At 66.1% G+C, this 13,323-nt stretch carries 7 protein-coding genes and 1 tRNA gene; 2 read left to right on the forward strand and 6 right to left on the reverse strand.

All coding sequences use genetic code 11. The features are described from left to right. Window positions 1-22: 22 nt before the first annotated feature. A tRNA-Arg gene (locus HMPREF1316_RS10165) sits at window positions 23-98 on the forward strand. A 395-nt stretch (window positions 99-493) separates the two neighbouring features. On the opposite strand, the gene pknB is transcribed toward HMPREF1316_RS10165, so the two are convergent. The 6 genes from pknB to HMPREF1316_RS13380 form a co-directional block, all read right to left on the reverse strand. Continuing rightward, window positions 494-2,515, reverse strand: coding sequence for a Stk1 family PASTA domain-containing Ser/Thr kinase (pknB, locus tag HMPREF1316_RS10170; protein ID WP_021726927.1), 2,022 nt, complete (start codon window positions 2,513-2,515; stop codon window positions 494-496). A gap of 123 nt (window positions 2,516-2,638) precedes the next feature. Then, entirely contained in the window at window positions 2,639-5,515 is a 2,877-nt protein-coding gene (locus tag HMPREF1316_RS10175; protein ID WP_040652250.1) for an FtsW/RodA/SpoVE family cell cycle protein, read from the reverse strand. Window positions 5,516-5,519: 4 nt separating this feature from the next. After that, window positions 5,520-6,812 (reverse strand): Stp1/IreP family PP2C-type Ser/Thr phosphatase, encoded by a 1,293-nt coding sequence (locus tag HMPREF1316_RS10180; protein ID WP_021726932.1) that lies wholly within the window; start codon window positions 6,810-6,812, stop codon window positions 5,520-5,522. Continuing rightward, window positions 6,809-7,222, reverse strand: a complete 414-nt coding sequence (locus HMPREF1316_RS10185; RefSeq protein ID WP_021726929.1) for an FHA domain-containing protein — start codon at window positions 7,220-7,222, stop codon at window positions 6,809-6,811. Before HMPREF1316_RS10185 ends, HMPREF1316_RS10180 begins: the two co-directional genes overlap by 4 nt. Continuing rightward, complete coding sequence (locus tag HMPREF1316_RS10190; RefSeq protein ID WP_021726931.1) at window positions 7,219-8,457, reverse strand: DUF3662 and FHA domain-containing protein; 1,239 nt, start codon at window positions 8,455-8,457, stop codon at window positions 7,219-7,221. The genes HMPREF1316_RS10185 and HMPREF1316_RS10190 overlap by 4 nt, the downstream gene beginning before the upstream one ends. After that, window positions 8,444-10,192, reverse strand: coding sequence for a serine/threonine-protein kinase (locus HMPREF1316_RS13380; protein WP_156901059.1), 1,749 nt, complete (start codon window positions 10,190-10,192; stop codon window positions 8,444-8,446). Before HMPREF1316_RS13380 ends, HMPREF1316_RS10190 begins: the two co-directional genes overlap by 14 nt. A 400-nt stretch (window positions 10,193-10,592) precedes the next feature. Here HMPREF1316_RS13380 and clpB point away from each other — a divergent pair, with 400 nt between their 5' ends. Beyond that, entirely contained in the window at window positions 10,593-13,253 is a 2,661-nt protein-coding gene (clpB, locus tag HMPREF1316_RS10200) for an ATP-dependent chaperone ClpB (protein WP_021726930.1), read from the forward strand. Window positions 13,254-13,323: the final 70 nt, after the last annotated feature.

Below are 13,323 nucleotides of genomic sequence, written 5' to 3' on the forward strand. Positions count from 1 at the left end.
ATGCTAGAATCATTGCTTGCATGGCCCCGTAGCTCAGGGGATAGAGCACAGGTTTCCTAAACCTGGTGTCGACGGTTCGAATCCGCCCGGGGTCACCATATGCATGTCCCAGGCCGGCCGCATGTGCGGCCGGCCTGTTCGTTGAGACCTCGACACCCCTTGCCCCGCGACCATATTGAGGCGAGGGAGGAGCGTTTTGGCCCCAAGTGCGTGCTGGGAGTCACCCAAACGGGTCATCAAACGCGCAATATGAGGCATGTCATGGCCTCGGATATCGTCTCGGTGCTTCCCCACCAGCATAAAGGCGCGCATGCGCTCGCTTTCCAAGGCGTTGGAGAGGCATATGCCGCTGGGCCCATCACGCACTTGGGGCCAAAACGCTCCTGGATGGGGGCAGAGGGGCGCGACCATCCGCTGACAGCCCGAGAAGAGAGGGAGTCGGCAGCGGGGAGGGGGGTGCAGTCCCCTGCTGGGATGCCGTCGCTCCATCCTGTCAGGGGCTGGCGCCATCCGTTTCGTTTGTTGGGTCACTTGGGGCCGGACCGTTGCCACCGTCGCTCTTTCCATTATCGCTGTTGCTGCTGCTTGACGAACCTGTGCTTACGATGATGGTGACTTTTGACCCCTTGCCGGCACTACCCGAGCTCGGCGACTGCGAGATGACCTTGCCCTTCTCCACGGTCTTGCTCGCCTCGTATTGGACGGTCACCGAAAAGCCCTTGCTCTTCAAATCTTGCTTGGCAGCCTCCTCATCCTTCCCTGTCTCATCCGGTACGTCCACCGTCGACGAGCCATTGGATACGGTGATGGTGACCGTCGATCCCTTGGCTGCTCTGCCCGAACTCGGCGACTGCGAGATGACCTTGCCCTTCTCCACGGAGTCGCTGTCGGCGTTCTTGACCGTCACGGTGAAGCCGGCATCCTGCAGCTTCTTGGTGGCCTGGTCCTGGGTCATGCCCACGACGCTGGGCACGCTGGTGGTCTCGGGGCCCTTGGAGAGCTGGTAGGTGACGGTGTCCCCCGCCTTGGCGGTCGCGCCTGCTGCGGGATTCTGCGCGGCGACCTTGCCGGCATCGACCTTGTCGTCGCTCACGTCGTCGCCTGGCTGGCCCACCAGCCCGACGGCCTTGAGGGCGGCATCCGCCTCCTGGGCCGACATGCCCGTGAGGTCAGGTACCGTCACGCTTGCGGCGGGCTCTGGCCCCTTGGAGATCACCAGGTCGATCTGGGTGCCACGCGGCGCGCTCTGGCCGGCGTCGGGCGTCTGATCTATCACGAGCCCCTGCGCGACAGTGGAGTTGTACTCCTCCTTCACGGAGCCGCGCTGGAAGAAGCCACCACTGCCGTCAATCTCCGCGAGTGCCTGCTCCTCGGTGAGGTTGCTGAGGTTGGGGACGGCGCGCGTCTGGTTGAACAGTCCCATGGCATTTGCGATGGCGGCCACGATGCCCACGAGCGCGAGTGCGCCCACGATGGCCCCGATGATGAGGCGGCGCCTATGTCTGCGCTTGCGCTCCTCCTCTTCCTTGCGGGCCTTCTCGGTGGCCGTCTGTGGCTTCATGCGTCCCGTGCCCATGCGCCGCGCCGTCGTGTTTGCGCGTGGCATGTTCGAGGTGTTCGAAGCCAGGGGTGCGGTCGCCTGCCCCATCGGGACGGCCGCCGGGGCCACGGATGCCGTGGCGCTGTTGACCGCCCGGATGCGACCGGCGAGGTAGTCCCTCAGCACGCGGGCCAGCTCGTTGGCCGTCTGGAAGCGGTCGGCGGGGTCCTTCTGCATGCACTTGAGGATGATGCCCTCCAGTGCGGCGTCCACCTTGGGATTGCGCTTGCTGGGAGGTTCCGGCTGCTCGTTCACCTGCTTGAGCGCCACGGAGATGGCATCATCGCCATCGAAGGGCACACTGCCGGTGGCTGCCTCGTACATGACGATGCCCAGCGAATAGATGTCGGTGGTGGGCCCAAGCTCCTTGCCCTGTGTCTGCTCGGGAGAGACGTAGTGGGCCGTGCCCAGCACGGAATTGTCCTGCGTGAGATGGCTGTTCTTGGCGCGGGCGATGCCAAAGTCCATCACCTTGATGTTGCCATCGGGTTGAACCATGATGTTCTGTGGCTTGATGTCGCGGTGGATGATCTCGTGCGCGTGAGCCACGGAGAGGGCCTGCGCAATCTGCGAGCCAATCTGTGCGACCTTCTTGCAGTCCAGGGCGCCATGGCGACGAATGCCGTTCTTGAGGTCGGTTCCGCGCAGGTATTCCATGACGATGTAGTACGTGTCGCCATCCTGCCCCCAGTCGTACACCGAGACGATGTAGGGGCTCTGCAGAGCGGCGGCAGCCTGGGCCTCCTGCTTGAAGCGGGCGGCGAACGATGGGTCGGAGGCGTACTGTGGCAGCATCGTCTTGATGGCGACGGTTCTGCCCAGGACCTCGTCGAGGCCCCGATACACCATGGCCATGCCACCGGTTCCGATTCTGTCCTGAACCTTGTAGCGCCCGCCCAGAATCCTGTCAGCCATTCTCTCTCCCATCCCAAGGCGGCTCGTGCCTGCCGCCAGTCATCATCAGCGTATGCGTGTCCCCCTGCACGTTCGGTGTGCCTGACTGGCACCCTGCATGGGGCCGTAGCGTCTCGTCCCTCATCAGGAACTCGCCCCCATTGCCTGTACGTTAAGGCAGGTGGCCAGCACCTTGCCTGCCACCGTGGCCGCCTCACCGTGGACGTCGTTGGACTCGGAGCCCTCGATGCATACGGAAATGGCAAGCGTTGGCTGGTCATAGGGCGCGAAGCCTATGAAGAGCGAATTGGCGACGGAGGATGAGGTCTGCGCCGTGCCCGTCTTGCCGGCCACCTTCACGCCGCGGACGCGCGCGCCGGTGCCCGACCCGCCCTCCACCACGGCGAGCATACCCTCCTTCACCTGGGAGGCCGTTTGCGAGGAGACGGCTTGGCCCAGGGCCTTGGACTGCGTCGTGGAGGTGGTGGCCCCCTCGGGTGAGAGGATGTGATCGACCACATAGGGGTTCATGGCTATGCCGTTGTTGGCAATCGCCGCGGCTACGACGGCGTTCTGCATGACGGTTGCCTGAGGCCCGGCGGGACTCGCGTGGTTGCCCACGGGCTGTCCCACGGCGGCCCATGCCGTCTCCCACTCAGTCATCTCCGAGGGGCTGGGCATGAGGGATGCCTGAGCGGAGAAGTCCTGGCCCAGGGCGGCTCCATAGCCGAAGGCGTTGGCGTAGGAGACGAGCCTGTTGGCACCGATCTGGGTGCCCAGCTGGCCGAAGACGGTGTTGGTGGAGTATGCGAAGGCGTCCTTGAGCGAGAGCCTGCTCCAGCTGTCATTGTCGTTGTTGGTCACGGGAGCCCCACCGATGTTGAGGGAGGCGGGTGCGGGATAGGTGGTGTTCAACGTGGCGGTCCCACTATCCAGCGCCGCCGCGAGAGAGATCACCTTGAAGGTGGAGCCGGGCGTGTAGAGCGTCTGTGTGGTGCGATCCACCAGCTCGCCCGCGCCGGAGTCGGCCGAGACGAGACTGGAGATGTTGTCATAGGTGTAGCTGGGCGAAGACGCCTTGGCGAGCACGGCGCCCGTGGTGGGGTCGAGCACGACGATGGCTCCCGTCTTGCCCCGCAGCGCATCCTGAGCGGCCTTCTGCATCTGGGAGTTGATGGTGAGCACCACCGAGGAGCCCGGCATCTGCACGCCCGCCACAGAGTAGAGGGCGTTCAGCCAGCTGGAGTAATCCGACTTGCCCGTGAGCACGTCGTTATAGGAGGACTCGATGCCCGTGGCGCCGTATTGGGTGGAGACGTAGCCAACGGTGTGGGTGGCAAGGGCTCCCTGTGGGTGGCTCCGGGCATAGGTGCCGTCGGACTGTGCGAGCGACTCGGCCAGCGTCACGCCATCGGAGGTGATGATGGCCCCACGCTGCACGTGTGCCGTGCGGGTGATGGTGTGGTTGTTGTTGGGCATCCTCTGCAGCGTGCCGGCATCAAACACCTGGATATAGGTGAGGTTTGCCACAAGCAGCATGACCATGGCGGAGAAGACCACCACCAGGGCGGTGAGGCGCTTGCCCAGGGCGACGCGCCCCAGCACGCCCGACTCGGCGGTGAGCATGCCGAAGTGCGCGCGGGCATGCGAGCCGTGTACCACCTGCGCGGCCTCGACATCCTCGTCATCACTGGCATGTGCGCCCGCGAGCAGCGACGACGCCTGCGCGTCGGTCATCTCCATCTGGGCGTGACGGCCCGTTCCCTCGTCGCCCGCCTTGAGCAACAGGCCCAGGATGATGAAGGTGGCCAAGAGCGAGCTTCCGCCCTGGCTCATGAAGGGCAGGGTGACGCCGGTCAGGGGCAGCAGCCGGGTGACCCCGCCCACGATGACGAAGGCCTGCACCAGGACGGCTGCCGACAGGCCCACGGCCGTGAAGGCCGCGACATCGGACTTCGCGCGGGCGGCGGTGGTGAGGCCGCGAATTGCCAGCAGCAGATAGCAGATGAGCACGGCGCTGGCGCCCAGGAGGCCCATCTCCTCGCCGACGGCGGAGAAGATGAAGTCGGACTCGACGACGGGGATGAGCGTCGGCATGCCCTTGCCGATGCCCCTGCCCACAAGGCCGCCGTCCGCCAGCGAGAAGAGCGACTGCACGATCTGGAGGCCCTTGTTGGAGGCGTCGGCAAACGGGTCGAGCCAAATCTGCACGCGCACCTGCACGTGTGAGAACAGGTGGTATGAGAGCATGGCGCCGATGGCCAACAGCACGATGGACACCAGCACGTAGCTCAGACGTCCCGTGCACACATAGAGCATGACCACGAAGAACGTGAAGAAGAGGAGGGCGCTGCCCAGGTCGCGCTCGAACACCACGACCAGCAGCGAGATGCCCCACATGATGAGCATGGGTGCCAGCATGCGCGGACGCGGCAGCGAGAGGGGGCCGATGTGCCTGGTGGAGGCGGAGAGCAGCTCGCGGTTCTCGGCCAGGTAGGCGGCGAGGAAGACCACGATGAGGATCTTCGCCAGCTCGCCTGGCTGGAACGAGAAGGGGCCCAGCGCGAGCCACAGCTTGGAGCCGCCGCGCTCGGTGCCAATGAGCATGGGCAGCAGCAGGAGGGCGATGCCGACGATGCCGATGGTGTACTTGTACTGGGCGAGCGATTCTACGCTGGGAACCATGATGAGCGCCACAACCATGGCTGCCACGGAGATGAAGAGCCATATGACCTGGCCATCCGCCAATGAGGGTGCGAGCCTGGTCACGAACGCGATGCCTATGCCCGAGAGCAGGAACGCCAGGGGGAGCAGACAGGGGTCGGCGCCCGGCGCATACATGCGCACGGCGACGTGGGCCACGGCGAACGCCACGAAAAGCCCCAGCGGCACCGCAAGCGCCCCCAGGCTGAGGGGAACCTGCATGCTGATGACATACATCGCCCACAGCAGAATGACGGGTATGGCAGCGAGCACGAGCAGTGCCAGCTCCCCATTGCGCCTGGTGTTTAGTTGAGGCATCACGCTATTCACCACCCGGTCGTGCGCCGTCGGAGCTCTCCGGCGTCGCCGGTCTGTCCGCCGATGTGTCGGTGCCCGTGGTCGAACGGTTGGCCGCCACGGCGGCAGCGCTCTTGTCGGCATCTATTTGGTCGCGGTAGTTCTCCACGGTGTCGCGTGCCTCGCTCTCGCTGGAGACGGTCAGCCCCTCGGAGAGGCTCTCCTGCACGGGTGCGGGGAGGTCCTTTGTCTGCACGGAGGTCGTCTCGTCGAGCTGCGAGAGGGGAATCCCCAGGAAGCTGCCGTTGACGCCATGGTAGATGCCCACGGTGCCGGCATTGTCTGCGAGGTACCAGGAGCTGTTCACGAAGAGCCCGATCCCGAGGGCAAGGGCGCCCACGAGTGCGGCGGCCACGATGGCAGCGGTGACGGCGATGCGCCTGCGCCTTAAGCGATGGCGGTCGAACGTCCCGTCATCCAGCACGTCCACGACCACGACGGTCACGTTGTCCGAGCCACCGGCCTTGAGCGCCGCCGCCACCAGGGCGTCCGCCGCCGCCTGGGGCGTCGCGGTGGAGCAGGAGAGCGCCTCTATCCGGGAGTCCTCGATCATGGAGGAGAGGCCGTCGGAGCACACGATGATGCGGTCGCCGTGCATGACGTCGAGCAGGAAGTGGTCGGCGTACATGTCGGGGTCGTTGCCCAGGGCACGGGTGATGACGGAGCGGGAGGGGTGGACGCGGGCCTCGTCGGCCGTTATCTCGCCCGCATCCACGAGCTCCTCGACGTAGGAGTGGTCGTGCGTGAGGCGCACGAGCGTCCCCTGGTGCAGCAGGTAGACACGCGAGTCACCCACATGGGCGATGGCCATCCTGCCACGTTCGATGAGCACGCAGGAGGCCGTGCACCCCATGCCGGGCTTGCCGACCCCCAGGGCCGCACCATCGATCACGGAAGCATTGGCGGCCTCCACGGCGGCACCCAGCAGCACGTCGTCCGCATGGAGCGGCGCGTGACTGACAATGGTCTCGACGGCGATGGAGCTTGCCACCTCGCCCGCGGCATGGCCACCCATGCCGTCACACACGGCAAAGACGGGTGGCTGCACCAGGAAGGAGTCCTCGTTGTGGTCGCGCACCAGACCCACGTCGGTGCGCGCTCCCCATGAGAGCGCGGCCGAGCTGCCGCTCTTGGTGCCCGAGCCCTCGCGATCCTCGACGACGACCCTCTCGTGACCCGGGCTCTGGACGGGCTCGGGTGCCGTGCGGGCACCGAGCAGCTCCTCGATGTCCTCCCTATGTATCGGGAAGCCCCTCATCGACGGCTCACGCGCATGACGGCATCGCCCACCTGCACCTCGTCGCCATCGCGCAGGGTCACGGGCTGGGTGATCGCGTGGCCGTTGACGAGGGTTCCGTTGGTGGATCCGAGGTCCTCGAGCACCAGCGCGGGGCCCTGCAGGGTGAAGCGGGCATGCGTGGCGGAGACGTAGGGCTCGTCGATGACGATGTCCGAGGAGGGGGAGCGGCCGATGACCACGGGGCCGAGCATGTCCACATGCAGGCCACGCAGGCGACGTTCGCCCTTCTCCACGTCAACCGACCAGATGGCGGCGTCCTTGCGCTGGCCGTGCACGAGTCCCACCCCTGTGCGCATGACGGCAAACAGGAACAGGAAGAGGATGACGACCAGGACGAGACGACCACCAAAGAGAGCAAGGTCAATCATCGAGCCTCCTCCTGGAACACGAGGTTGGTGAGGCCGAGGGTGATGAGGTCGCCATCTCGGAGGGTGCAGACGTCAACGTCCACGTCGTTGACAAGCGTGCCATTGGTTGATCCAAGGTCACGGATGTGCCAGCTGTGGCCATCATAGGAGAGCTCCGCATGGCGTCGCGAGACGTTGGGGTCATGGATGACGATGCCCCCCGGCGTGCGCTCACGGCCGACGATGGTCTCTGGCGCGACGCCGCGGTACGTGCGCCCCGTCTGGTGGTCGACGAGCATGCATGAGGGGCCGTCGGCGGCACGTCCGGCGACGGGGGACTGGCGCTGCTGATTGACCAGGGGAACGTTGCGCCGCTGTGTCGCTGGCACCGCCACGGGGTGGGAATCCGCCGGGGGTGCGAGGTGCGACGGGCGTGCCGGGCGCACGGGCGCGCCAGGGAGACCGTCAGGTTCGGGCGCCCGCTCCTCTGGCTCGCCCTCCCCAGAGGCGTCGTCATAGGGATCCTGCAGCGCATCCTGGACCACGTCGTTGGGCAGGACGGCAAGTCCCGCGGATGCGTCAGATGCCTCGCCGCGCTCCATCGGCGTCTTGCTGACGTCGGCATCTATGCCCAAGTCCACAAGGCCGTCCTGTGGCGCGGGTGCCACATAGGGGTCATCGTCCAGGGAGACGGCCGGCTCCAGAGGCTCCTGATCGTCCTTTGGCTCGGCGACGGCAGGCATCGTCCGAGGCCTCCGCTCCGAACGTGCGTGCGAACGCAGATAGTCCGAGGCGCCCTCGCCGTCGCGAGGCGCGGCCGCCGCGCCACCGAGCCCCAGCGAACTGGAGAGGAACGCCTCCTCCTCGTCACGCAGGCGCGTGAGCGTGCGGGCGTCAACGTTCTCCGCGAACACGGCGAACCTGCCGCTACGGAGCGATGGGTCAACCATGAAGCGTGCGAGTGGCCTTCCCACGAAGACGTAGCTCCTCGCCTTGGCCTGGGCCTCCACGAACGAGACGATCTCCTTGGTGAGCTTGGAGTAGAGCGGGCGAAGTGCGGTGTCGTCCGTCGGGGACACCAGCAGCGTGAAGAGCGCCGGCGCGGTGTCCACGCCATCGACCACGAACGTCTCGCCCTCCATCTCGCGGACGGTACGCTTTGCAAGCTTCTTCAGCGAAAATGGTGCGGTAAATCCCTGCGGAGCCTCGCCGAAGACATCGCTCATGCGACTCTCGAATGTCTTAAGCAGCTTCATCGCTCTGTCCAGCCTCCTCGTCAGGGTACATGGGACCCCTGGCTGCGGTCGCAATGCACAAGAATACACACAAGAGTACCCCAAGACCGATAGAGACCCAGCTCTCAGCGCCCCACAATCCGCCATTTTCCACCAGCGCACTCACGAGGAGCCTCCCGGGCACCAGGACGAGGCAGAGGATCTGAGCCGCCATGCCTGCGCCCACGCTGCCACGGCGGGTGATGAGCGAGCCGAGGCCGGCGCCGGCCGCGGTGGACGCAAGCGATGCGAGGCCCGTTGGCGAGAGGGCCTGACCGGCCAGGAGGGGCAGCGTGGCGGTGGCTACGAAGCCCGTCGCCATGAGGTCGCGCGTCAGCTGTGCCAGCAGCCAGGATACCAGGGAGACGAGCATGGCATGGCCGGGCGTCTCGGAGAAGGCCGCCACGAAGGGGGCGAGTGCGGGCGTTCCCGTGCATACGGGCAGCAGAAGCGCCGTGGAGGTGAGTTGGGTCGCCCGCCCCGCGTAGGCCCACCATGTCACGAGCAGCACCAGCACAGTGCCGCCCATCATGATGGATGCCACCGAGTCCGACGTGGCGAACACGGCGGCGCACACGCCGCCGATGGCGAGCACCGAGGCGAGAGGTGGCCATGCGGCCGATGCCCCAGCGGCGAGCACGCAGGTGACCGCCTGGGCGGTGCCACTGCCGGCCAGCAGGATCCGTGTCGTCTCGAGCGCCAGGATGGCACAGGTGAGCGCTGCCAGGCCGCGCGCGACGGCACCCTCGAGCCAGGGGTAGCGAAAGGAGAGCGGGAGCCGCTTGCGCACCTCGCCGTTGTCGGGCACCTCCCCGTCGTTGGCATACTGCTCCAGGAGGTGCCGTATGGACGCGGCGCCCGCCCCGGCATCCCCCAGGCCAAAGGCCACCTCATGGGAAAACGCCTCGATCGATGGCGGGCGGCCCGCGGGACTTGGGTCGACGCCTTGCATGATGGCCTCGGCTGCCATGCCCTTGATCTCGGGATCCATGCGGTCGATGGACTTGCGGGGACCGCGTTCCATGCGCGTGAGCGACTCCTGCGCCGTGGGCGCCAGGAAGGGGTTCTCTCCGAGCAGGGCCTGCCAACAGACCACGGCCAGGGCAAACACGTCAGTACGCTCGTCCACCATGCCGCCCTCCAGCTGCTCGGGAGGCATGTAGCCTACGGTGCCGCCCCGTGCGCCTCCATAGCCGGTGGCCGAGGCAAGCGTCGCCATGCCGAAGTCGCAGATCTTGATGGTGCCCGTACGTTCGAACATGATGTTCGAGGGCTTGATGTCCAGGTGCAGGACGCCATTCTCGTGGGCAAGGGCAACGGCGCCCCCCACGGACTCCACCAAGAAGGCCACCTCGTCATTGGTGAGGGTGCCCCCCTCCACGCGCGCCAGCAGCTCGGTGAGGGTGGGGCCATCGACGTATTCCATCACGAGGTAGGCCCAGTCGCGGTCAACCTCAAAGTCGTATACCGTCACGATGTTGGGGTGTGCCAACAGGCTTGAGGTCCGTGCCTCGGCCAGCGCCTCATCGATGATCTGGCGAGAGGGGGGCGATCCGTCCGCCGTTGCCAGGGGCATGCGCTTGATGGCCACGCGACGCTGTAGGCGCGTGTCCCAGCAGGTGAGTACGGTGCCAAAGCCGCCCGTTCCGCTGGTGGCCATCACGCGGTAGCGGCCCAGAATCGTCTCGTGGCAGGGACGTGCGTCTGGGCGTGGCATGCTCCGCGACGGCGGGGCGGGGGCTGTGTTGGCAGGCTCTCTCACGGCGGCTCCTTGTGCGGGTGTGGTGTGTTTCGTTGGCCGTGACGTCGCCTGTATTCTAGCGCAGCACATCTGCCCGCGCGAGACGGCGAACGTCCGTGGTCGTCAAGGTCGCCCCGACACCCCGGCCATCCACACGGCCCAAGGGACACGCATGGGGCGGAAAGGGGTGGTGCCCCGGCGCCGGTGTCCGTGCGCTGCCGCAGCGTCATGTGGTCTTCAGCAAACGGCATAGAAAATCTTATATATAAGCGCTTAGATTTACGTATAGACCCAACGTGGGCGGGAACAATACGCCTCGATAGGACAGCGGCCCCGCCATCCCGCATGTGCGTGGCCCACCAGAGGGGTGATGCATATGAGGTTTGACAAGTGGGCGGTCACGGCCCAGGAGGCGCTGCAGTCGTCACTGAGCATTGCCGCGGATGCGGAGGCCGGCGAGGTGAAGCCCATTCACCTTCTCAAGGCCCTGCTCTCCTCGGACGAGCGCAACCTGCGCGCCATCATCGAGCGCGTGGGTGCCGATCCCGCACAGGTGGAGGCACAGGTGGATGACACCATCGCGCGTCAGCCCAAGGTCACGGGCGACATGACGAAGATGGGCATCTCGAGCGAGCTTGCGCGCGTGGGTGACGCGGCGGAGAAGCTTGCCAGCAAGATGGGGGACAGCTATGTGACCAGCGAGCACCTGCTGTGCGCGCTGGCAGACGAGCACGGCGATGCCGGCAGCGCCCTCAAGGGCGCAGGCGTCACGGGCAAGCGGGTGCAGGAGGCCTACGACGACCTGCGGGGCGACGAGCGTGTGACCAGCCAGGATCAGAAGACCCAGTTCGAGTCCCTCGAGCAGTACGGCCGCAATGTGACCGACCTCGCCCGTCAAGGCAAGCTCGATCCGGTCATCGGGCGTGTCGAGGAGATCCGTCGCACCATCCAGGTGCTCTCTCGTCGCACCAAGAACAACCCCGTGCTCATCGGTGAGCCGGGCGTGGGCAAGACCGCCATCGTCGAGGGCTTGGCCGAGCGTATCGTGGCGGGGGACGTCCCCTCCACCATCAAGGACAAGGACATCGTCGAACTCGACATGTCTGCCCTGGTGGCGGGTGCCAAATACCGTGGTGAGTTCGAGGATCGACTGAAGAGCGTGCTCAAGGAGGTGGAGAAGTCCAGCGGCAGGATCATCCTGTTCATCGACGAGCTGCACAACATTGTGGGCGCCGGTGCCACCGAGGGCTCCATGGATGCCGGCAATATCCTGAAGCCGGCCCTTGCCCGTGGCGAGCTCCATGCCATCGGCGCCACCACGCTGGATGAGTATCGCAAGTACATCGAGAAGGACCAGGCGCTTGCCCGCCGCTTCCAGACCGTCATGGTCAGCGAGCCCACGGTGGAGGAGACGGTCTCCATCCTGCGTGGACTCAAGGAGAGGTACGAGCAGCACCACCGCGTGCGCATCACCGATGCCGCGCTGGTCTCGGCCGCGGACCTCTCCAACCGCTACATCTCCGAGCGCTTCCTGCCCGACAAGGCCATCGACCTCGTGGATGAGGCTGCGAGCCGCCTGCGCATGGAGCTCGACTCCATGCCCGCCGAGATAGACGCCGTCGATCGCGAGCTCACGCAGAGGCAGATCGAGGAGCAGGCCCTCATGAAGGAGGAGGATGCCGCATCCAAGGAGCGCCTGGAGGTGCTGCGCAAGGAGATTGCCACCACGCGCGAGAAGCTCGATGGCATGAAGGCCAACTGGGAGAACGAGAAGAGGGCCGTGGACGTGGTCCAGGACCTCAAGGGCCAGATCGAGCAGTCGAAGGCCGAGGTCGAGCGTGCAATCCGCGACGGCGACCTCGCCCGCGCCTCCGAGCTTCGCTATTCCACCATCCCCACGCTGCAGAGGCAGTATGACGAGGCGGAGCGTGCGCTTGCGTCCCGGCAGGATGAGGGTGGCATCCTCAAGGAGGAGGTCACGCCCGAGGAGATTGCCGAGGTCGTCTCCACGTGGACGGGCGTCCCCGTCTCCAAGATGATGCAGGGTGAGATGGACAAGCTCAAGAGTCTCGAAGCAGAGCTGCACAAGCGCGTGATCGGACAGAACGAGGCCGTCGAGGCCGTGGCCGCCGCCGTGCGTCGCAGCCGCGCGGGGCTCTCCGATCCCAACCGCCCCCTGGGTAGCTTCTTCTTCCTGGGACCCACCGGCGTGGGTAAGACGGAGCTTGCCAAGGCGCTGGCGGAGTGCCTGTTCGATGACGAGAGGGCCCTCGTGCGCATCGACATGTCCGAGTACATGGAGAAGTTCTCCGTGCAGCGCCTCATCGGCGCGCCCCCCGGCTACGTTGGCTACGACGAGGGCGGCCAGCTCACCGAGGCCGTGCGGCGCAAGCCATACAGCGTGATCCTGCTGGACGAGATGGAGAAGGCCCATCCCGACGTCTTCAACATCATGCTGCAGGTGCTGGACGACGGCCGCCTCACCGACGGCCAGGGGCGCATCGTGAGCTTCAAGAACACCATCATCATCATGACGTCCAACGTGGGCAGCCAGTTCATCGCCGGGGCCAATGCGTCAAGCGATCCGGAGGAGGTGCAGAAGCAGGTCAACGATGCCCTGCGTCAGACCTTCAAGCCGGAGTTCCTCAACCGCATCGACGATGTGGTGGTGTTCCATGCGCTCAGCCTGGACGACATCGAGAAGATCGTGGACATCCAGCTCAGGGACGTGCGCAAGCGCCTTGCGCGCGAGCGTATCACGCTCACGCTCTCCGGTGCCGCCGTCCAGACGCTCTCGCTTGACGGGCTCGACCCCGTCTATGGCGCGCGTCCGCTCAAGCGCCTCATCCAGCGCCAGGTGGTTGACAACGTGGCCAGCCTCATCATCGACGGCAGGCTTCACGAGGGCGACACCGTGCGCATCGACGTGGGTCCCGATGACCGCCTGTTTGCCGTGCGCGACGACGAGGCTGGCGATCGTGCCGCTGCGGCCGTGCCGATGGATGACGAGCCCATCGAGCCAGACAGCATGGAGTAGCCGTTGCGCCGCCCTGAGCGTCGTGGGGCGTGGGGGGTGCGGCCACACGTGGCCGCACCCCCTCGCCCAG

Source organism: Olsenella profusa F0195 (assembly GCF_000468755.1).
Taxonomy (GTDB): Bacteria; Actinomycetota; Coriobacteriia; order Coriobacteriales; family Atopobiaceae; genus Olsenella_F; species Olsenella_F profusa.

Excerpts from the sequence above, each read along its gene's own strand:
- pknB (WP_021726927.1), bottom strand. The coding sequence starts at position 2,515 with ATGGCTGACAGGATTCTGGGCGGGCGCTACAAGGTTCAGGACAGAATC.
- HMPREF1316_RS10175 (WP_040652250.1), bottom strand. The coding sequence starts at position 5,515 with ATGCCTCAACTAAACACCAGGCGCAATGGGGAGCTGGCACTGCTCGTG.
- HMPREF1316_RS10180 (WP_021726932.1), bottom strand. The coding sequence starts at position 6,812 with ATGAGGGGCTTCCCGATACATAGGGAGGACATCGAGGAGCTGCTCGGT.
- HMPREF1316_RS10185 (WP_021726929.1), bottom strand. The coding sequence starts at position 7,222 with ATGATTGACCTTGCTCTCTTTGGTGGTCGTCTCGTCCTGGTCGTCATC.
- HMPREF1316_RS10190 (WP_021726931.1), bottom strand. The coding sequence starts at position 8,457 with ATGAAGCTGCTTAAGACATTCGAGAGTCGCATGAGCGATGTCTTCGGC.
- HMPREF1316_RS13380 (WP_156901059.1), bottom strand. The coding sequence starts at position 10,192 with ATGCCACGCCCAGACGCACGTCCCTGCCACGAGACGATTCTGGGCCGC.
- clpB (WP_021726930.1), top strand. The coding sequence starts at position 10,593 with ATGAGGTTTGACAAGTGGGCGGTCACGGCCCAGGAGGCGCTGCAGTCG.